This is a genomic window from Fulvivirga sediminis, from assembly GCF_016757215.1.
Classification (GTDB): Bacteria; Bacteroidota; Bacteroidia; order Cytophagales; family Cyclobacteriaceae; genus Fulvivirga; species Fulvivirga sediminis.
Map to the genome: position 1 here is coordinate 1 of NZ_JAESIY010000016.1, position 23,208 is coordinate 23,208.

The 23,208-nt window shown below is 37.9% G+C and carries 14 protein-coding genes; 13 read left to right on the forward strand and 1 reads right to left on the reverse strand.

Annotated elements, in window-relative coordinates:
* The first annotated feature begins 311 nt into the window (after window positions 1–311).
* On the forward strand, window positions 312–464 hold the full coding sequence (locus JL102_RS21440; RefSeq protein ID WP_202246525.1) for a hypothetical protein: 153 nt from the start codon (window positions 312–314) through the stop codon (window positions 462–464).
* 38 nt (window positions 465–502) lie between these two features.
* Here JL102_RS21440 and JL102_RS24175 read toward each other — a convergent pair whose 3' ends face one another.
* Window positions 503–937 carry a transposase gene (locus JL102_RS24175; protein ID WP_202246526.1) on the reverse strand — a complete coding sequence of 145 codons (435 nt, stop codon included), beginning with the start codon at window positions 935–937 and terminating at the stop codon, window positions 503–505.
* 934 nt (window positions 938–1,871) lie between these two features.
* Between JL102_RS24175 and JL102_RS21450 the strand changes: the two genes are divergently transcribed.
* The 12 genes from JL102_RS21450 (at window position 1,872) to JL102_RS21505 (ending at window position 23,206) form a co-directional block, all read left to right on the forward strand.
* Window positions 1,872–8,249: a non-ribosomal peptide synthetase gene (locus tag JL102_RS21450; RefSeq protein WP_202246527.1), complete on the forward strand. Its 6,378-nt coding sequence runs from the start codon at window positions 1,872–1,874 to the stop codon at window positions 8,247–8,249.
* A 4-nt stretch (window positions 8,250–8,253) separates the two neighbouring features.
* Complete coding sequence (locus JL102_RS21455) at window positions 8,254–9,315, forward strand: HAD-IIIC family phosphatase (protein WP_202246528.1); 1,062 nt, start codon at window positions 8,254–8,256, stop codon at window positions 9,313–9,315.
* Between the two features lie 41 nt (window positions 9,316–9,356).
* Complete coding sequence (locus JL102_RS21460; protein WP_202246529.1) at window positions 9,357–9,611, forward strand: acyl carrier protein; 255 nt, start codon at window positions 9,357–9,359, stop codon at window positions 9,609–9,611.
* 19 nt (window positions 9,612–9,630) lie between these two features.
* Window positions 9,631–10,791 carry an acyl-CoA dehydrogenase family protein gene (locus tag JL102_RS21465; protein ID WP_202246530.1) on the forward strand — a complete coding sequence of 387 codons (1,161 nt, stop codon included), beginning with the start codon at window positions 9,631–9,633 and terminating at the stop codon, window positions 10,789–10,791.
* 12 nt (window positions 10,792–10,803) lie between these two features.
* A complete protein-coding gene (locus JL102_RS21470) occupies window positions 10,804–11,676 on the forward strand; it encodes a sulfotransferase family 2 domain-containing protein (RefSeq protein WP_202246531.1) in 873 nt (290 codons plus the stop codon).
* On the forward strand, window positions 11,670–12,545 hold the full coding sequence (locus tag JL102_RS21475; RefSeq protein WP_202246532.1) for a sulfotransferase family 2 domain-containing protein: 876 nt from the start codon (window positions 11,670–11,672) through the stop codon (window positions 12,543–12,545). The genes JL102_RS21470 and JL102_RS21475 overlap by 7 nt, the downstream gene beginning before the upstream one ends.
* A 4-nt stretch (window positions 12,546–12,549) precedes the next feature.
* Window positions 12,550–13,413, forward strand: a complete 864-nt coding sequence (locus JL102_RS21480) for a 3-hydroxyacyl-CoA dehydrogenase family protein (RefSeq protein WP_202246533.1) — start codon at window positions 12,550–12,552, stop codon at window positions 13,411–13,413.
* Window positions 13,400–13,681, forward strand: coding sequence for an acyl carrier protein (locus JL102_RS21485; RefSeq protein WP_202246534.1), 282 nt, complete (start codon window positions 13,400–13,402; stop codon window positions 13,679–13,681). Before JL102_RS21480 ends, JL102_RS21485 begins: the two co-directional genes overlap by 14 nt.
* Complete coding sequence (locus JL102_RS21490; RefSeq protein ID WP_202246535.1) at window positions 13,674–14,864, forward strand: acyl-CoA dehydrogenase family protein; 1,191 nt, start codon at window positions 13,674–13,676, stop codon at window positions 14,862–14,864. Before JL102_RS21485 ends, JL102_RS21490 begins: the two co-directional genes overlap by 8 nt.
* Window positions 14,818–16,359, forward strand: coding sequence for an amino acid adenylation domain-containing protein (locus JL102_RS21495; protein ID WP_202246536.1), 1,542 nt, complete (start codon window positions 14,818–14,820; stop codon window positions 16,357–16,359). Before JL102_RS21490 ends, JL102_RS21495 begins: the two co-directional genes overlap by 47 nt.
* 47 nt (window positions 16,360–16,406) lie before the next feature.
* A complete protein-coding gene (locus JL102_RS21500) occupies window positions 16,407–18,803 on the forward strand; it encodes an ABC transporter permease (RefSeq protein WP_202246537.1) in 2,397 nt (798 codons plus the stop codon).
* 137 nt (window positions 18,804–18,940) lie between these two features.
* Window positions 18,941–23,206, forward strand: coding sequence for a non-ribosomal peptide synthetase (locus JL102_RS21505; RefSeq protein ID WP_202246538.1), 4,266 nt, complete (start codon window positions 18,941–18,943; stop codon window positions 23,204–23,206).
* Window positions 23,207–23,208: the final 2 nt, after the last annotated feature.

The window sequence follows — 23,208 nt, forward strand, 5'->3', positions numbered from 1 at the left end:
TTTAGTAAATTTAATCAAAAACAGCTTAACTTAATGTCCAGTCAAAGATAGCAGGTCCAGGCACAGACAACCTTGCCACTTGCTTCGCTTCCAGGCACGACCCCAGCGCGTAAGGGACTTTCACCCTTTGGAACACTCAAGTTATTGAGCTATATTCATTCAAGGCACACACAATGTATATAAAAAATAGGCGAAATAGTAACAAATTCAAGGGTTTAGGCTCGTGTCAAACTTTATTCGTAACCGAAAGTTTGCTGCTTCGAAATCGCCTACTTTTCATATACTAACCGTTGTGAGTAATACTTGCTGTTATGGACAAATTAATAAAAGAACAAATTAACTTTCTCAGAACTCACGACATTTCGCTCGAACTTACTTACAATGCTGCTGGTCAAGGCAAGGCTGTTTACCATAACATAATGAAATCTCAGGGAAAAATTATTGCCTACAATGTCACTCCTTGAAACCTGCCGGCTCACCCCAAACAATCTGCAGGTGCTTGTTAAGCTTTCTTTTTGTTCGATTTTAAATCGCTCGACTGCTCGGGTGAATACTTTTTTCTGATTGGAATCTTGAACTCTTCTTCGGCTATGTCAATCATCATATCGAAGAAAATAACTTTCTTATCTGCATTAGATATTTTTTTCTCTAATTCAGATTTTTGCTTTTCCAGCAGACGAACTTTCTGTTCCAGCTCTAAAAGTTTTTGCTCAGGGGACTTAGACATCGGACAATGTGATTTATTCTCCCAATCTACAGTTCCATGTTTTCTAATCCAAGTTCTTATCGTTCCATCTCCCTGGATTCCATATTTATATTGTGCCGCTTTTATTCCTATTTGACCACTTTCTACTTCCTCAACCACTGACAGTTTAAAAGCATAGCTGTAATCTTTCTGTGTGCGCTTAACGTACTCATTCTCTTCTCGTTCTTTCATAACTTTACTTTTTATGTAACGCTATTTCAGGACGGGACAATAACTTAAAAAAAGCTCATAAACAGCTTCATAAATGGTGTCCGTAATTGTGATAAATGATGTATAATTTTTGGTGATAAACAGGTAAGTGTTGAGATGATTTTATGTCAAGATCAGACATTATTTTGTATGAAAAACTACCCAAAATTAGATTTTATTTTAATTTAAATATTTGATAATTAGTGACTTGGTTGTGTCTAATGATATGAGCGTATGGCGTATATAAAATAATTGATACGATGAAATTAAATATGTGTTTTAGGATAAATATTTTTAATATTAATTGTTCCGCTTTTAAGTTATTTCGATGAAAATCACATCTTAAATACGCGGCCTCTACGTTTGCTAATTCTTCAAGTATTTAGAATAAAATTTTGTATTACTAATGTTTTTAAAATATTAATGTATTTATTTTCAAACATATAACGTTTCCTGCCTATCGTATCTTTTTGAATTTAATACTATATCATACATATTTTTATTAAAAATAACGGTTTTCATGGATAATATTTTTTTTATAAAAAATTGTTTTCATGCACTTTGTCATTTGGAGAAGATGTCTTAGTATTGTGATCGTTTGGGTGGTAAAGGAGCAGACCTTCAAGTCGTTGTAATTCTTTTATCTAAAAACGCAGATGGTTGAGGAGCTGGATTCAATGGAACCAGTATCATTTTAGCTAAATCAAATGCTGATACTGGATTGAGGAACCATCTGTAACATAAATAAAAAAACAGCATAAATTTTCTTTACTAATACAGAACATCCATAATACAGAACATCCATAATACAGAACATCCAGGTGTTGCTGTATTTTCTTTAGAGGCAATTTGTCTCTGAGCAATCTTGCTATTCATTATTGAATGGTACAGGAAGGTATTAACCATTATTGTCTAAATGAAGCAGAGCCTAACTAACATATTAAGCAAAGCAGCCAACAACGGCACAGACGGGATATATTTCGTTATCAGTAGTGGTAATATAGAATATTTATCATATACTGAACTGTACGATAAATCTTGTCGCCTATTGCAGAGCTTACAAGAGAGTGGGCTTAAGCCAGGGTGCGAAGTGGTTTTTCAATTAACTGATAATCAGGACTTTATTCTTAGCTTCTGGGCATGTATTCTGGGTGAATTTATCCCTGTGCCGGTGGCTGTCGGCAATAATAACGGGCATAGACAAAAATTGTTTTCAGTGTGGGAATGTCTGAAAAACCCACGTTTGTTAGCTACTCGACAGTCTTTAAATCAGCTATTGAAATCAGATGAAGTGCGTAGCAACCCTCTTTTTGATGAGGTTCAGGCTAAGTCCATTATTTTGGATGAAAGATCTCTGGATGGAACTGTTCGTGGAAATATTGCAGAGGCCAGTCCGGAGGACATTGCATTTATCCAGTTTTCTTCAGGTTCTACTGGTACTCCCAAAGGTGTAGTACTTACACATGAAAATCTAATTTCTAATATTGAAGGAATAGCTCAGGCCGGGCAATATGCCTCTCATGAAAAAATGTTGAGTTGGATGCCGCTAACCCATGATATGGGTTTAATAGGATTTCATTTGAATCCTTTGTATTGCGGTATGTCGCAATGGCTAATACCTACTAATTTATTTATTAGAAGGCCTTCCATTTGGTTTGAAGTAGTAAGTGAGTACAAAATAGACATTTCATGTTCTCCAAACTTTGGTTATAACTACCTACTAAAACATTTTCCTCGTAATACTCCGGATTGGGATTTATCATCTATTCGATTGATATATAACGGAGCTGAACCGATCGACAAATTCTTGTGTGATGAATTCTCGTCTTTCATGGAGAAATTCGGGTTACCATCCACTGCCATAACACCGGTATATGGTCTAGCTGAGGCTACTTTGGCAGTTACAGTTTCGGATTTGAATGAGACTTCCGCGGCTCTTTACATAGATCAGAAAAGTACTGTTGTAGGGGAGGATGTCGTTGAGGTGGATGCATCTTTTGCTTCAGGTCTTGCAGTCACAAATGTAGGTACACCTATTACAGGTATGTCGATCAGGATTGTTGATGACAACAACAATAAACTGTTGGACGGACAGCTTGGGTATGTGAGAATATCTGGTATAAGCGTGACTTCAGGGTATTATAATAATCCTGATGTTACTAGCTCAGTCTTGGATGCTAACGGGTGGTTGTTAACTGGTGATATTGGCTTCATCAAAGAAGGAAAGTTATATATAACCGGACGAAGTAAGGATGTTATTTTTATCAATGGACAAAATTATTTCAGTCAGGATATAGAGAGAGTAGCAGCTTCGGTCGATCAGATAGAATTAAATAAGGTAGTTGTCACATTTGCTAAGGATAGCAATTCTAATAAAGAGAAAGTCGTAGTATTTCTTTACCATCGAGGGGCTATTTCCGATTTCCTTAATCTTTCCCGCCGACTTCAAAAGCACTTATACAAGATATTGGGCTTGAGCATTAATACTGTTCTTCCTTCCAAAAATATACCGCGAACCACTAGCGGTAAACTCCAAAGATTTGAATTGAGAAAGGCCTATGAGGAGGGTTTTTTCCAAGATGTTGAAGAGCAGCTGAATGAACTTACCAAAGGTGATACATCTAAAACGAAGTTGGAGTCTCAGGTTGAGGAGTATTTGGTAAATATTGTTTCGGAGCTTACTCAACAACCAGTTTCGCCAGAAGACGACATGTATTCGTTGGGCATAGACTCTCTAAAAGCTCAGACCATAATCAACAAAATACAGCTTGAACAGAAAGTTGAGTTACCATTATATACCTTTTACGAACTAGAGAATATTCGTGCTATTTCAAATTACATTGAGGAGGGTAATAGGAATTATGATTTGCCTGATAGCACACAGAGCTCTCAGCTATCCACATTGCCCTTATCAAATGCCCAAGAAAGGTTATTCTACGCCTGGTATTTAAATCAATCATCTACGGCGTATAATGTCCCCCTTGCTCTTCACATAAAGGGAGACCTCGATGTGGTAAAGCTCGAGCAGGCTATCAACTCAGTGTTAAGCAAGCATGAAGTTTTTACTTTTAAGTTTGTTTTTGAAGGGCAACCTAAGATGATTAGAAGACATTTCAATGACTGTAAGTTGAGTGCCTCTGAAATAGATGAAACTAATCGAGTGACTGATGTCCTCCAAGATCAGGTCAATCCGTTTAATCTATTGATGGATGACTTATATAGAGTCAGATTGTTCGGTCAGGGTGAGAATGATTTTATTCTCTTTATAGACTTTCATCATATTGTGGTAGACGGGATTTCTGTTGAAATTCTAATTAGGCAAATCTTTAATGCTTATGAAGGTGAGCTAGATAATACTACGCCAGTTCAGTACTCTTCTTTCATAGCAAGAGAACATGGCCATAGCGATGAACTTAATAAGGGTGAAGATTTTGAATATTGGACTTCAAAGATCAATGGTAATTGGCCAATTCTAAATTTTAAAACAAATTATCCGCGAAAATCTATTCCGTCCAACAAAGGTGTCACTGTACATTGGGAATTAGATCAAGGGACCGAGAATAGACTTCGGGAAATAGCCAAAGAGGCCAAATGTACCATGCATGTGTTGCTATTGGCATGCTATTCAAATTTTATATGGAAATGTAGTGATCAGAAGCATTTTGCAATAGGATTGCCTCTGTCGGGAAGAAAGGGCATTGACTTACAAGGAATTGTAGGCATGATGGTCAATACATTGCCTATTGAAGTGAGAATTGATGAAAAACTGACATTTCTTGAATTTCTGACAATACTTAAGGAAGAATTATTCCTGACCTACAAGCACAGCAATTTTCCATTTACAAGTTTGCTTAAAATGATGCCTGCAGCAATGAAGGACTCTAGTAGGACTCTATTGTTTGATACCATGTTTACATACCAGGGTATGTCTATTCCTTCTACTTTGGATAAGGATTTAGATGTTAAAAGGTTGAGTTTTGACCCGGGAATAGCTAAGTATGATTTATCCATTGAGATATTTGATGATGGAAACGAATTAACTGGAAGTTTTGAATTTTCTAATGATCTATTCAATGAGCAATCCATGAAAACACTTACTAAGTCATTTCTAGATTTGGTAAAGTCTGTTGCTCAACGTCCTGATTGCTTCCTGCTTCAGCTTAATCCAAAAGTCAAGACATTAGATGATGTGACTCCAAAAGTAACAAACCAAGAAATGGTGTCTGTTGTAGAACTTTTTAACAGGCAGGCCAATGATTATCCTGACAAAATAGCGATCTCGGATGGTGATCAGATAGTCACATACAAAGAATTACAACAGCAAATAGGACAGCTGTCGGCCCAATTGATTAATGAAGGAGCAAAGACAGGTGACCGAATTGCTATAATTGGCTCACGTTCCAGATCTGTAATTGGAGCGATGTTAGCTTGTCTACAAATAGGTTGCGTCTATATACCCATAGATAACTCTGAACCGGATGAAAAGGTCGGTCTAATAATCGAGGAGAGCGAAGCAAGTATACTTCTGACTGATGATAATTTTAGAAATGAAAGAGATTTTCTCGAGAATTTAAAAGCTTCTATCAACATAATAGAACTGAATTCATTGTCAAAGAATGAGGTGAGTTCAATACCGTTCGGCAATGTTAAAAGTTCTGACTCTGCTTATATCATATATACTTCAGGAAGTACAGGAAAGCCAAAGGGCGTTCAGGTATCTAATGAGGCGCTGTCAAACTATGCTATATGGGCAGCTGGGCAATATATGTTTAGAGATGACATGTCTTTTGCACTATTCACTTCTCTATCCGTTGATTTGACCATCACATCTATTTTTGTACCATTAATTACAGGTAATACCATTGTTACATTCAATGGGAATAATCCGGTTGATCAACTTTACGAGATTTTTTACAAAAGTCAGGCTAATGTAGTAAAGCTTACCCCTTCACATTTGCGAATAGTATTAAATCTAGATGCTAGTGTGAAAACCAACGTAGAGACGTTGATCGTAGGAGGAGAAGCTTTTGATTCACATTTAGCCAAGTCTCTCGTCAAAGTGATAGATCATCCACTATCTATATATAATGAATACGGGCCTACTGAAGCTACCGTAGGTTGCATGTGCTATAGGTTCGAACCTTCAGAATCAATTGAACTCCCAACGTTACCTCTAGGCGTATCTATTGATGGTATGCAGGTTTATTTATTGGATCAAGATCTTGATCCAGTGGATGATAATATGATAGGGGAGATTTATATAGGAGGAATAGGTCTTGCTAAAGGTTATTATAATGCGAGTGCTTTAACGGATAAGATGTTCATTGAGGAATCGCCCTATGGCCGGATATATAAAACAGGTGATTTGGCCCGTAAGGTCAATAATGAAATTGAATATTTAGGTAGGGCTGACAGACAACTCAAAATAAGTGGATTTAGGGTAGAGCCCAGTGAGATTGAGGAGGTTTTACTGCAGCATGATATGATATCTACGGCCGTCGTTAGTTTATCTGAGGGTCAATTAAAAGCTTATATAGGAATCAGCGAAAAGGATCAATTATCAGCTAAGGAACTTAAAGGACATTTGAACAATAGGCTGCCTCACTATATGATACCTTCTAAGTATTTCATAATTAAGGAAGTACCTATAAAGGCGAGTGGTAAAATTGATTATTCGGGTTTAAAGATGCTGGAGAATGAGGTTTTGCCAGAATCTTTAATTACAGCAAACGACAGCTCATTTTACGCGCAGGTACTTTTAGAAGTGTGGCAAGATGTGCTGAACAAACCAGAGCTAACAATTTATGATAATTTTTATGAATTGGGAGGTGACTCAATAAAGGCGGTACAAATATCAAGTCGTCTGTTTGAAAAAGGTTATTTATTAGATGGGAAGGATGTCTTGATAAACCAGACTATTCATGGGATTACTGATTTGATCAAAGAAGTTTCGCCCGGTAACGATGCAAATGAGAAAATTTCCGGGGAAAAGCAGTTGATACCTATTGATAACTGGTTCTTCTCTCATGACTTTACTAATCCGCATTACTATCATCAATCCGTAAGCTTAGAGATGAAGAAGCACCTTGATCCGAAGGTGTTGGAGTGGGCAATTTCAAAATTGGTGTTGACTCATGATGCATTAAGGTTGTCATGCAAAGACGATAAATTATTTATACAGGATAATATAGATGAGACTAATTTGGTTGAATATATCGACCTCAATCAAGATTGCCTCACTTTTGAAGAGGCTTGTACATCCATTAAGAAGTCGATTCATTTAGAAAAGGCGCCGCTTTTTAGAGTGGCACTTATAAAGCTGAAAGATAATAAGAACGTATTGTTCATTACATGCCACCACCTTCTTGTGGATGGCGTATCATGGAGAATACTACTCGGAGATTTATCTAACCTCTTAGATTTAGGTAGCACGGGTCAGGAGATGTACCTGCCTCCAAAGAGCTCATCCGTCATTCGCTGGGCAGAAGAATTTAACAGTATCGATTTCCCCGATCAGGATAGCGTATATTGGGAAGAAGTGCGTGATGTTGATTTTGAGATTCCATTAGACAATTTGATTGAAGATTGGTCTATCGCGAAGTCAAATAAGCAAATATTTAAATTAAGCAATAGTGACACAGATCAGTTATTAAACGCTTACGAGACAGCGTGGATAGAGCCACTTACGGTTTTGAGCACAGCTCTGGCATTTTGTCTGCAGGAATGGACAGAGTCGGATACATTCATCATAGAGTATGAAAATCATGGTAGGCACTTAGACTCAATTAATGTCAGTAGAACCGTTGGTTGGTTCACTTCTATGTATCCAGTTAAACTGCAATTAATAGACGCTGAACTTAATGAAATAGTGACTTCCATTAAGAATCAATTACAATTGGTTCCATCACATGGAATGAGTTATTCTTCATCTAATGATAACAAAGCAACACCCTTGGCTGAGATCAGATTCAATTATCTTGGTCACTTCGATACTGAAATTGAGTCAGCGTGGTACAAGCTGAATTTAAGTGAGTCTACAGGTGGTGACAATAGTTTAGAAAATAATCTAACAGCTAAACTTGAACTGAATGCCTGGGTAGTGGATGGGGAATTTAGCTTACAAATAATTTACAATAGCGATGCTCACAATAACGAGACAATAGAGGCACTGGGAGAGAGCATCCTTTATTATATAAAATTTATACTAGATGAGATTAATGAGGAGGTTCATTTTACGTCCTCTGATTTCGATGGGATTGAAATGGATGACGACCTCTTGAAGTCTTTATTTTAAAATTATGAAAGAAGTAAAATGTATTGTTTGGGACCTGGATAATACCATCTGGGAAGGTGTATTGACTGAGCCGGGTGAAGTGAAGCTTAGGTCTGGAATGGCAGAAGCTATTAAGGAGCTTGACAGGCGGGGGATTTTACACTCAATTGCTAGTAAGAATAATCTGGATGACGCCATGGCGCAATTAAAAGCTTTTGGTATCAGCGAATATTTTTTATTTCCTGAAGTCCATTGGGATGTTAAATCAGGATCTGTATCAAGAATTAAGGAGAATCTTAATATCGGTATGGACACTATAGTATTTGTTGATGATCAGGCGTTTGAGCGGGATGAAGTGAGCAGTGTAAATGCCGAAGTAGAAACCTTCGACGCGCTGGATTTTCATGCTCTTCTTGATAATCCCAGACTGATGCCTCGCTTTATTACAGAAGACTCTGGACGTAGAAGGTTGATGTACCAAGAGGAGATAGTAAGGAAAAAGGAAGAAGAAGTATATAAAGGGCCACAGGAAGGTTTCTTGGCTTCCCTTAACATGGAGTTTTCCATTAGTGAGGCAAAAGAGGAAGATCTGCAAAGAGCAGTTGAGCTTACCGAACGAACTAACCAGCTTAATGCCACAGGAAGAACCTACAGCTATGAAGAGTTACAATCCTTTATGACATCAGAGGATCATAGACTATATATCTGTGAATTGACAGACAAGTATGGTTCTTATGGCAAGATTGGACTGGCTTTGATAGAAATAGCCGATAGCTACTGGCATTTAAAGATGATGTTAATGTCTTGCCGAGTATTATCAAGAAGTGTAGGTACTGTACTGATGACCTACATCATGAACCAAGCCAAAGCTGATGATAAAAAACTCAGGGCAGATTTCAAGCAAACGGATAGAAATAAAATGATGTATGTAACCTACCGTTTTTCAAATTTCTCAGAATATGAGAATGACGGACAGGGCAACATTGTGTTTGAAAATGATCTTACACAAATACAACCATTTCCACATTATATCAAGGTCAATTTACCAGAAGATGTATGTGCAGAGTCGTCCGTGGCGGCTGAGTAGTTGAAAAATATAACCGGATAAAAGTAAATTTTTAATATAAAATGCAGCAAAAAGAACAACTACGACAGTTTATCGCGTCCAATCTCATTGTATTCGAGGATGAGGCAGATCTTAAAGATGACGACAATATATTCCAACTTGGATATGTCAATTCATTATTTGCTATGAAGCTTCTCAACTATATCGAATCTGAGTTTGACGTAAAGATCGAAACTGAAGAGATGGATATTAAAAACTTCAGCTCTATTAACAACATCATGGCTTTGCTAGACAAAAAGCTAGGAGTAAAAGAATAAATAAATTATAACGCAGTATATGTCCAATATAGTAGCAGGTCTAAAGGATGATGTGGCCAATATAACCTTTGATATCCAAAAGGTGAGGCAGTTTGTCAATGAGGAGATAAGGCCAATTACTTCTGAATTTGATAAGAATCAGCAGATTCCGGAAACATTAATAAGCAAATTAGCTGGTCAGGGGTATTTGGCATCAAATTTCCCAACAGACTTTGGCGGATTAGGGTTAGATCCTCTGCAGTACGGTCAGCTCACTGAGGAAATAGGTCGAGTTAGCCCTGCTGTGCGATCAGTATTGACAGTACACTGCTCTTTGGTCGGAGAAAGTATTATGCGTTGGGGAAGTGAGCAGCAAAAGAATACATTTCTTCCTAAAATGGCCTCAGGTGAAAAATTGGCTGCTTTTGCACTGTCAGAACCCTCCGTGGGCTCTGATGCTGGAAGTATAGCAACCAGTTACGTGAAAGTAGATAACGGTTTTGTAATCAACGGTAAGAAAAAGTGGATTACGATGGGTGCCAGAGCGAATCTGCTTTTGGTTATTGCAACTAGTGAAGGCCGAGTGTCAGCATTTTTGGTAGACAGTAATACAGTTGGGGTTGAGAGACACCAGATAATGGATATGATGGCCGGCAGGGCAGCTTATACAGCAGAAATATCATTTGAAGATGTTTTTGTGCCAGACGAAAATCTACTAGGCAATGAAGGTGGTGGATTTACTTATGTTGTCAATACAGCACTTGATCATGGCAGATACAGCATAGCATGGGCAGGGTTGGCTGTAGCACAGGAGGCATTGCACGCTATGGTTAAGTATGCCAGAAAGCGAAAGCAATTTGGTACTGGTATACATAATCATCAACTAGTGCAAGAGATGATTTCTAATGCTGTAGTTAACGTGGAGGCGGCAAGGGCTTTGTGTGTTAAGGCAGCCAAACTTAGAGCAGAGCAGCATGAAGATGCAACGATACATACTACTATAGCCAAGCAATTTGCATCAAAAACAGCAAATACAGTGGCTAGTGATGCCCTCCAGATCCATGGAGCTAATGGATTCACATCTGAATTTATTGTAGAACAATTATTCAGAGAAGCTAAGGTTTTTGAGGTGATCGAAGGATCAACCCAAATTTTACATCAGGTAATCGCACGACACGGACTCACCACATTCCATAAATAATTGATATAAAGTATGCTTATTTCGCATTCCCATAAATTTATTTTTGTTCATATCCCTAAAGTCGCAGGGTCAAGTATATCGCATGCACTCATACCCCACGTGCATTATAACCTCTGTATCGATAATGAGGAAAGAGAAAACATGGTTTCTTTTTTTGATCAGATCAGAGATATAAAATCACATGAGAACTTATCGGAGAACGAGGCTAAAACGGTAAACGAACTAATAAGTCATATTGGTAAAGTAAGTGATAGGCAATTTGTAGATATGTACAATGATTCTGACCCAGGTATATTTGCCAAATTGTTGCCATCGTATCTGAATGATCAGTACCCTGAGGTATATTCAGAGTTTTTGCTACATGATACGGCAAAGGCAGTGCGCGATAAAATACCTACCTCCATATTTAACGATTATTTCAAGTTTGCCGTAGTTAGAGACCCACTCGAGTGGCTGGTATCACTATATTATTATTGCCTTCAAAAGAAAGGAACATACCTCCATAAGTACATAGTGAGACTAGGATCTTTTGAAGGATATATCAATTATTTATATCAATGTAAAAGTGATAGTAAGACAGACAATATATTCGGTGAAATATACTGGGAAACCCTGTCAGATTATCTTTTCGATGATGATGATAACTGCATGGTCGATTGCATTATCAAAATGGAGAGTATCCATGAAGACTTTGCCAGAGTAGGGAAAATTCTTGGAATTGAAGCAGAGCTCCCTCATAAGAATAGCTCTAAACATGATCATTATTTAGATCACTACACTGATGAGACTTATGAGAAAGCCAAATTCATAATGAGCAGAGATTTAAAACTGCTTAAATATAAAGAAGACTTGAGTCTAGAGGAAAAAAGAATGAGCATATGCTAATATCTCACTCCCATAAATTTATGTTCTTTCATATTCCTAAAGTAGCAGGCATTAGCTTGTCGTATGCGTTATTGCCATACATTCACTATGATCTGCATCTGGAGGGATGGTCAAAAGCACCTATACTTTGGATTTTCAGAAAGCTGCAAAATATACATAGGCATGAAGATCTTAATTATGTGCAGAGACAAGGGCTTGTAATGGCTCTAAATAGGCTGGCCAAAAATGGTACGGAAAAGGTATATTACATATATATGGGTGGGAAAGCAGCAGTTTTTAACAGATTGGCTGAGTCATATCTTAATGAGTCAAATCCTGAAATATATTCGAGACTTATTTATCATGATACTGCTCTCGAAGTTAAGGAGCAATTGCCGGAAAAGGTCTTCAATGACTATTTCAAATTTGCCGTAGTCAGACATCCTCACGACTGGTTGGTATCGATGTATTTTTTCTTAAAGCAGAGGGAAGATATGATGTTGAATAAGTACGTCGAAAAATTTGAATCCTTTGATTCTTTTATCGAATACCTATATGAATTTAGAAAGGATAACAGGAAACTCAACCTTTTTGGTGATGTATATTTTCAAACCATCTCCGAATTTATTTTTGATAATGAGGAAAACTGCCTGGTAGACAAGGTTATTCGATTTGAAAACTTAAATGAAGATGTAAATGAGATTTGTGAACAACTGGATATAGAGGTGTCTTTGCCTCATAGGAATAAGTCGAAATATCAACATTATACAGAATACTATGATGAAATATTGTGGGATAAGGCTGTTTATATTCTGAAAAGCGATTTTGAATTATTAGGATATGAAAGTGCCTATCCACAACCATCTATTAACGAAAGAATTTTAAACTAAAAAGATGCTAAAAGAAGTAAAAACAATTGGAGTAATAGGAGCTGGGAACATAGGTTTGGGTGTGGTTTGTGATCTCCTGTTTCATGGATTTGATGTGGTGTTGGTAGATAACAATGATTCTGCATTAAAAAAGGCAGCTCAAGAAATATTTCAAACATTACGATTCGCTCCTATCATAGATAAGAGGTTGAACGCCATATCTGACGAGAATGAGATAGCAGCCAGACTTAACATAACAAGTGATTTAGAAGAGGTAAAGGATTGTGACTTTATTATCGAGAATATAACTGAAAAGAGAGAACTCAAGAAAACACTATACAGCCAATTGGATGAGATCTGCCGTGAAGAGGTATGCTTTGCTGCGAATACATCTTGTATTTCTATAACAGAAATAGGTGGATGGACCAATAGACCTGGGCAGGTGATTGGTATACACTTTATGAATCCATCATATCTAAAACTCACCGTTGAAGTTATCAAAGGTGATTATACCTCTGAAAATACCATAGAGGTAACCAGGACGATGTTGGAAGATATGAATAAGGAGCTAGTAATCGTTAATGATCTTCCAGGCTTCGTTTCTAATAGAATTTCTCACCTGTTCATGAATGAGGCTGCTTTTGTAGTACAGGATCAGCTAGCAAAGCCATCAGATGTAGATAAGATCTTCAAAGAATGTTTTGGCCATAAAATGGGGCCATTGGAGACCGCAGACCTTATCGGATTGGACACGGTAATGTATTCCCTTGAGGTATTGTATGAGAGTTTTCAAGATCCTAAGTATAGATGCTGTCCTCTATTAAAAAAGATGGTAGCAGGAGGTAAACTCGGCAAAAAAGTGAAAAAAGGTTTTTATGAATATAACTGAAAATAAAAAGATGACAGAAGTTAATCCAGAGATCAATAATCAGATTGTTGCATTTATATCAGCGCATACCGGAGTCAATGAAATTGATCAGCATGAGAATATTTTTGAATCAGGGTTGGTCAATTCTCTCTTTGCCATAGAGCTTATGACCTATATTGAGCGAAAGTTTAATATTAAGGTGACTATTCAAGACCTTAGCCTCGATACTTTCAGCACAGTTTCTAAAATAAACGGATTTGTCACTAGTAAGATGACCAGTAATGTATGAGTCTTTAAATGAGGCTCAGACTGCACACGTGTCTGGTTTTAAAGGCCTTCTTGATAAACTGAGAGAGAAATCAGGTGAGTGGGAGGAGAACCAGGGAGTGGATAGGCAGTCAATGGATATGATGGCCGAAGAGGGTATCCTTGGTGGCTATGTAAGTCAGGAGTATGGAGGAATGGCTTGGGACGCACTCACCTATGGTATGCTTAATTTTATGGCAGGCCAGTTTTCACCATCACTTACAGGGCTTTTTAATGTCCATTTCATGGTGACAAAAACCATTGAAAAATGGGGTACTGAGTATCAGAAGGCAAAATGGTTACCTAGATTAGCCTCAGGTGAAATTATAGGTGCTTTTGCACTTACAGAGCCAGAAGTTGGGAGTGACATACAGGAGGTCAGTGCCACTTATACAGCCAACGAACATGGTATAAGCTTATCCGGAACAAAAAAATGGATCACTTTTGGGGCGGTGGCAGATGTATTTCTGGTTTTTGGTAAGCAGGGTGGTCACGGCACGGTGTATCTGGTCGAAAAAGGCATCAAAGGATTTGAAGTGGAGCCTATCAAATCTATGCTTGGATTTAGAGGGGCTCATCTCGCTAAATTGAAGTTCAATGAGTGTATAGTCGGCGAGGATCAGCTTATTGGCAAGCCTGGGATGGCACTAAATTTTATTGCTCCGTATGCCTTGCGTTACGGAAGATTGAGTGTAGCATGTGCATCTCTTGGCATATTGAAGGGAGGCTTGGAGAAAGCTAGTGCTTATGCCAATGAGCGCATGACATTCGGAAAGAAACTTATAGATCAGCCGATACTTCAGGATTTGATAGCGAATATGGGTATGGCCTATGAGTCAGCAAAATTCTTCTGTCACAAAGCAGCAGAGTCTATAGAGCACGATTTACCCAAATCTCTGGAGGCCGTTATGGCAGCCAAATACTATACAAGTAAGATGGCCGCAAAGCATATTCCCGAAGCTATACAGCTGATGGGAGCAACAGGATGTCTGGAAGATAATATCCTTCCACGATTGTATCGCGACGCCAAGATCATGGAAGTCGTTGAAGGTAGTAATCCGGTACTTGTTCAGTACCTGGGCAAACATTTTGCAATTAAGTCAAGACAGGAAAAATTAAATGATTTCAACCAAAAACCTAGCATCTCTCAATACGACCTTGCATAAGGTTCTTGAAGATGCTGCTCTTGAATTTCCGGATAAAGTAGCCGTTAAGGATGCTTCAGGCAAAAGTTTAACTTACGCTGAATTTCTGTTAAGAGCTAAGTCAGTGGGGTATGCCTTGAGAACTGAGGGCGCAGTAAGGAATAAGCCTGTGGGCATATTGATGGATAGGTCTGCTGATATGATAGTAGCTATTTTCGGAATTTTATTTTCCGGTGCTCCTTACTTACCTCTGGATCCTGCAGCGCCAGCATCCAGGAATTCAAAGATATTGTCTCTTGCGGAAGCTACTTTGTTAGTGACAAGCAAGTTGACTGATGTCGATATGCCGCAAGGTGCTTATGGACATTTAATATTGGAAAATATCATTGCTGATACCCATGCTGAGAATGTAGACTTGGAGTATATTAATGATGCGGACGATCTGGCTTATGTGATTTTTACTTCAGGATCAACGGGAGATCCTAAAGGGGTCATGATTGAGCATCGGTCTGTAGTTAATAGACTGCAGTGGATGAAAGAAGAATATGAGCTGTATCATGAAGATGTACTCATCCAAAAAACACCTTATATATTTGATGTTTCTGTATGGGAGCTTTTCCTATGGTGTTTTGCCGGTTCGAGTCTTTATGTACTTGAACCAGGATATGAGAAATTTCCACAAACTATTGTAAGTGCAGTTGAAGAGCACAAGGTAAGTTACATTCATTTTATTCCGTCTCTTTTAAATGTATTCTTAAACTATGTTGGGCCAACAGAACTTAAAGGCCTTGCAAGTTTGAAATATGTATTCTGCAGCGGAGAATCATTAGGAGTAGCATTGGCAGAGAAGTTTTATGGTCAATTTAACTATGAACACATCAGGCTGGTAAATTTTTACGGCCCTACTGAAGCCACTGTAGATGTTACTTATTACAACGTCCTTCCTCAGGATTTAGGACAGACTATTCCTATAGGTCATGCTATCGCTAATACCGAGATACATATAATAGATGGCGATAATGTGCTGCAAGAAGGGGAGGTCGGTGAATTGGCTATTTCAGGTGTCAACCTCGCCAGAGGATATATCAATCAGCCGGGCTTAACAGATCAATATTTTGTATATCACGAACAATTAGGCAAAAGAATATATAAGTCAGGTGATCAGGCATCGATGAACTCTGATGGGTTGATACATTTCTATGGCAGAAACGATGATCAGGTGAAGGTGAGGGGGATAAGAATCGAACTTGGAGAGATAGAGAATATTCTATTGCGGCATGCATCTGTGGAGGAGTGTGTGGTGATATTGGATAAGAAAAGTGATAATGTGATGTTCATTGTGGCATACATTATTAATAGTGACAATGCGAATTTGGAAGACATAAAAGAGTACGTTAAATCTAGTCTGCCCATGTACATGATTCCTAATCGCTATGTTGAAGTTACAGATTTGCCACGACTGGCAAGTGGGAAAATTGACAGGAAACAATTGAGATCTGGCGTACTAACCAGCTGATCTGAATTTTATAATAAAAGTAAATTGAAAACTAACATATAACGCATATGCTATCATTCTTTAGGAGTATCAAAAAAAGGTGGGTACTCACTTTATTGAATATTATTGGTTATGGAGTGGGTGTGGCTGCTTGTCTCTTGGTATTGCATAATATACTTTATGAAACCAGTTATGACAAGTTTAATAAAAGCCATGAAAATATCTATAGGGTGCAATTAGATCACTTTTATAGTGATGTATATCAAAATTCAACGGCGATATCTTTTTATCCTATAGGGCCAGAATTACAAAACAGGTACCCAGAGGTAATTGATTTCACTAGAGTACAGATTGTCAACAATGCTACTGTGGAACATGAAGAAAACAGGTTTTTGGAGGAGAGAGTTTTCACGGCAGACAGCTCATTTTTCAGAATGTTTTCTTTGGATCTTATCAAGGGCAGTTTTTCAAACCTTAATAGACTAGATGTTTTTATGTCTGAGTCTTTAGCTCGAAAGTACTTTGGACAAGATGATCCTATCAATCAAATGATTACAGTGCTAGGGAGATCTTGCGAGGTAAAAGGCGTATATAAGGATCTGCCCCCCAATACTCATTTACAGCATGATATGATTGTAGTTAGGCCTAACTTCGCCAGGCTTGAAGAAAATTGGGCGGGATATGCATATCATACCTACCTAATGCTTGAGCCAGGTACAGACATAGAGCGCCTGGAAGACAAACTAAAGGCATTTAGTGAAGAGTTTTCTCAAGTTTCTGATGAACAGAGTAGTGTTGAATATTCCTGGAAAATGAATTTGATGAAGCTTAGCGATATTCATCTCAAATCTGATGTTGACTTTGAACATCAGGCCAATGGTAATATGACCAATATTTACATTCTCATCATTGTAGCCGCTTTCGTACTCTTAATTTCAGGTTTTAATTACGTCAGTCTTACCAACTCGATCAATGCCGAGCGTATTGGTGATGTTTTTGTCAGAAAGCTCCATGGAGCCTCTAAAGCAAGTGTATTAAAGAAGTATGCAGTTGAATCACTCATTCTTAACTTAACGGGAATCACTTTAGCTGTCATACTAACACTCATCTTATCAAGGGTTTCTGAAACACAAGCTTTAGACTTCAATTTTGCAATAGACTGGTCAAATCCTAGTTACTATTTATTGTTGGGAGGAGTGATTATCTTATCATTTATCTTTTCAGGTTTAATACCAGCTTTGGTATTTACATCATTGAACCCATTGAAATATTTGAAAGGTGAATATTTTAGAAGTAAGAAGAATAAGAATTTCGGGAAAGTACTATCCATGCTTCAGTTTGCCATTTCGTTCATTCTTATCTCAGGTGCATTTACCATAAATAAACAACTTAACTATATTAATCAGCATGATTTAGGTTTTGAAAACAAGGATGTTGTAGTGCTAAATACTCCAAGGATGCCTTATGAAGATAATAGAAGTTCCTTGAACAAATTTAGAACTGATTTGATGTCAAGCTCACTGATACAGGATGTAGGCTTTTCGGAATTTATCCCAGGTGTAAAGTATACTCGAGATGTTTCTATACGATTAGAGGATGAGCCTGCTGAGAATGCAATATTCTGTTACGCTCAGACTATAACCTCGGAGTATTTGAAAGTATATGATATAGATCTCAAGGCCGGTCGATCATTTGATAATGACAGAGATGCGGATATTGAGAGCATTATGATCAACGAAGCCCTGGCAAGAGAATTAGGTATTACTGATTATAATAGCCTGATTAATAAGATCGTTGTAATGCCATGGCATGAAGAATATAGGACTTTTAAAATTGTGGGAGTAGTTGAAGATTATCACCATGAGTCTATAAAAAATGCTGTTCAGCCATGTGTATTTGTATCATTACGTAATGATGGTCTTGCATATAATACATCGATTAAATTATTACCAAGGAAAGATGCAAAGGAAGTTGTACAGTTTGTAGAGACCACTTACAATACCAACTTTCCGGATAGGGTTTTAGATCTTTTCTACGCAGACGTATTTTACAAACAGCAATTTGAGTCTGACGTTCAGTTTGCTAACCTCATAGAGCTTTTTGCCCTCTTGGCCATCTTAATGTCAGGGGTAGGATTACTGGGACTTGCTTCAAACGAAACAAGAAAACGTACCAGAGAGGTAGCAATACGTAAAGTCAACGGAGCAGGAATGCGTGATATTACTAAGTTATTTGTCATGCACTTTCTGAAGCAAATTGGAGTGACTATGCTAATAGCACTCCCTGTAAGTCTATACATTGCCGATAATTGGCTGGATAATTTTGCTGCCCGTGTCGACATAGGCTTGTGGTTCTTTATTTGGCCTATATTAATTACCATTTTGATTTCAGTACTTTCTATGGGACACCATGTGTTTAAAGTCGCCATCGTCAATCCAGTGCGAATATTGAAAGACGAGAGGTAATCCTAAAATTAGATATTTCTTTTAACAAGCTGACATTCTGGATTTTAATAGTGGAGGTGATTGAAGCCCTGAATGATCAAAACTATTGTTCATGATGATAAAATACTGCTTAAAAACATTAAAACAAGCAACAAATAATGAAGTTAGACAAGCAAAATATTGAAGATCTATTAGAAGTTACGCCTTTTCAGGAAGGATTACTGGTACATTACTTGAGTAATCCCAGAGAGTCCAGGCAGTATGCAGAGCAACTCTACCTTAAGCTGGAAGGAGAAACCATAGATCCTGAATTATTTATAGAGTCTTGGGCTCAAATCCAGCAATCTAACGAAATTCTACGAACCGTATTTAGATGGGAAGGGCTATCTAAGCCAGTGATGGCAGTACTTAAAAAGACGGAGTTAAAACTGGAGGTAATTGACCTTACGAAAACAGAAGGGGAGCTTGAAGAAAAAATTGCAACACTTCGTCAAAGTGATCTCAATAAAGGATTTGACCTCAACGAGGTGCCTTTTAGGATAACGCTGATAAAATTAAAAGCTGACGAATATAGGATTTTGGTAAGCAATCACCATATACTCTATGACGGGTGGAGTACAGGTGTATTGTTACGTGAGTTTTTTGAGACCTATCAATCTCTGGTGACTGGAGAAATAGTAAATTTCAACTCCAAGTCGAAGTATAAGGAGTACATCCAATGGTGGAAAAAGATAGACCTCTCTAACGAAGAGACATTCTGGAAAGATTACCTGAAAGCATTCTCAGGTAAGTCCGAAATACCATTTGCCACTCACGGTAAGGCAATAGATAGAGAATCATTAACCCGAAAGCACATTTTTGATCTTGATGACAATATGGTGGAAAAGCTTAATACCTTTTCTCGTCAGGAAAAAATCACTGGTGCTACTGTGCTGTATACCGCGTGGAGTCTTTTGCTTGCTCAATTTAATGATGAGGATATAACAATAGGAACTACGGTATCTACAAGGCCCAACACTATAAAGGGTATAGAAAATACCGTCGGACTATATATCAATACTTTACCGCTTGTAGTCAAAAATGATAAAACTAGTTCTATTACTTCAGTATTGGCTGATGTGCAGTCATCATTAAATAAAAGAGCTCCTTATGAGATGTCATCACTGACAGGAATTGGGGAATATGTTCAGGGAGCAAAACAAGGATTTTTCGATTCTATTGTTGTAATTGAAAATTATCCTTTAGATCAGTCGCTTACTGAAAATAACAGTACATTAAAAATCACTGATCATTACATGGATTATCAGACTCACTATCCGCTATCGTTAGTGATCTCTATGTTTAATAATATCCAAGTTACTTTCACCTACAACGATTCTATATTTACGAAGACTGCATTAAAGCAGATTGAAGATTATTTTATTGTTATTGTTGATTTCATCATTGAGCATCCGAAAAAGCAAACGGCTGATATATATGAGGCTTTGCATCAGGTAGGATCAATGGAGTTGGATAGTAATCAAAAAGACTGGGAGTCGCTATCACTCATACAGAAGTTTGAGGAGCAGATTAAAGAGCGGTCAATAAAGCCAGCAATCAAAGGAGATAGCGGCATGATAAGCTATGGCGAATTGGACGGAAAGGTCGGCGCGCTGGTGAACATGCTTCAGGAGAAGGGTGTTGAAGCTCAGGATAATGTGTTACTCTATTTTGATACATCTGCGGAAGTGATAGTTGCCATGCTTGCCTGTATGAAATTGAACGTTACATTCCTTCCCGTAACATCAAATACTCCTGATGATAGGGTGAAATATATTGTTGCCAATAGTGGAGCCAAGATGATTTTAACTGACCTGAAGAGTCTGTCGAAAGCTAACTATCTGCAACTTGATGTTGAAGTGTTATGTGTATCTCTTCAGGCTTTGGATTCTGTAACCATGGCATCCGTACAAAGTAACCCTGAAGATATTGCTTATATCATTTATACCTCCGGTACTACAGGGCAACCCAAAGGAGTAAGTGTAAAGAACAGTGGTTTTAAAAATTACATCCTTGGATCAGTCGATAATTATGTGAAAGGGGAAGTTGTTAGTTTTCCTTTATTTACATCTCCGGCTTTTGACCTTACACTTACATCCATTTTTGTACCATTAGCCTCCGGAAATTCCATAGTAGTCTATCATGCGGATAATAGTGATTTTCTCATTGAAAGGGTTTACGAAGACAATCAATGTGATATTATCAAACTTACTCCTTCACACTTAAGGCTTCTAAAGGAAAAGATTGACTCCAAAAAGGATCGTAATGGATTCAAATCAAGATTGAAGAGATTAATAGTTGGAGGTGAGGATTTCAAAACATCTCTGGCAGAGCAAATTGATGATCTTTTCGATGGACAGATTGAAATGTACAATGAGTACGGACCAACCGAAGGTACGATTGGTTGTATGATTCATAAATATGATCCGGCTACAGATTTGCGTAAATCGGTTCCGATTGGTAAAGCATCTGTAAACAATGACATTTATGTTCTCAATGATCGGATGCAGCCGGTGGTTAGTGGACAGACAGGTGATATTTATATTGGAGGAGCAGGTGTAGCAGCAGGCTATGTCAATAATGAAGAAATGACAGCTAACCGCTTTGTATTAAATCCATTTTCAGGGAAAGAAGATAGATTATACAAAACAGGAGATTTAGCAAGGGTTTTGACCGATGGGAATCTTGAGTTTTTGGGTCGGGATGACAAGCAGATCAAACTGAATGGCTATAGAATTGAACTAGGAGAAATTGAGAGCAAACTTCTGCGCTATGGACAAAGTGTGGAGGATGAGGGAACAGATTTTAGCATCTCTACAGCCACAGGTAAATTAAGAGAACTGCATAGATGTAGCAGTTGCCTTCTGCCTGAGAATTATCCGGGCATTGAATATGATGAAAAGGGCATTTGTAATATCTGTAATGAATTTGAGCATTACAGCACACAGATCGAAAGTTACTTCAGGAAAGAGGAAGATTTTGAACAGGTTTCGGCTGAGATGAAGAGTAATAGTCAGGATTATGACTGTCTACTGCTCTATAGTGGAGGTAAGGATAGTACTTATGTACTATACAAACTTATCGACTATGGTCTTAAAGTAATGACCTATACTTTTGATAACGGGTATATATCAAAAACTGCCTTCAAAAATATTGAACAAACAACCAATAAGCTGGGTATTAAGCACTTCACTATTTCTTCTGACAATATGAAGAAAGTATTTGCTGAAAGTCTTAGGCAGAGTTGTAGTTCTTGTCATGGCTGCTGGCACGCTATCAATACCTTTGGTGTACAATTGGCCAATGAATATGGTATTAAGTATATCGTGTCCGGTCTCTCAAGAGGTCAGATCTATGATATGAGACTTGAAGGAATTTTCGAAGCGAGGGTTTTTGAGGAGGATGATATAGAAAAGCAATTGACAATATTCAGAAATCAGTTTCATTCTAAAGACAACAAGTATTCGAGATTACTCAATGTAAGTGTAAACGATAAATTGGATGGTGTACAATTCGTTGATTTCTTTAGGTATTACAATACGCCAATTAGTGATATTAGGAGCTATCTGCTCAGCAAAGGATGGGTTCAGCCTAAGGATACTGGATTTTGCTCATCTAACTGTCTTATTAATGATATTGGTATCTACACGCATATCAAAGAACGAGGATTCAATTTTTACACAGCACCATTGAGTTGGGATGTTCGCCTTGGACAAGCTACTCGTGAAGAATGTATGGAAGAGATCACGGCATTTGGATCTACGGAAAAACACGTGAAAAAGGTTTTGGAAGAAATTGAGTATGCTAAAGCATTTGAAATTGACGAAGCTATTGTAGTAAAGGAAGAAGATGAGGACGGTACAGAGACCCTAACGGCTTACATAGTATCAAATATTGAACCTAATGTTTCCGAACTAAGAACTTTTTTAAGACGTGAATTGCCGGAGTATATGATTCCGTCGCACTTCGTTCAAATAGACCATATTCCTCTCACGAGTAATGGAAAGGTAGATACTTTGGCGTTGCCGAAGACTTCTCATAACCGACCAAAATTAGGTAGCAATTTCGTTCAGCCTAGTTCAGCGGTAGAAGTGAAGGTTACTGAGATATGTCTTGAAGTGTTGAAAATTGATGAAATAGGTATCTATGACAACCTCTTTGATCTTGGGGCCAAGTCGTTTGACCTTACCCGTATAGCTAATAAGTTAAGTGATGCATTTGCTACTAAGGTTAATGTAATCACCTTATTTGAGAAATCTACGGTACACGAGCTGGCTAAGATGCTTAATAACACGGCGAAGAAGGAAGCTGAAAAATCGCCTAAGACAGAAAGAGTCTCACCTAACAAATTGAGACAGCGAAGAGCTTTGCTCAACAAGAAATAATT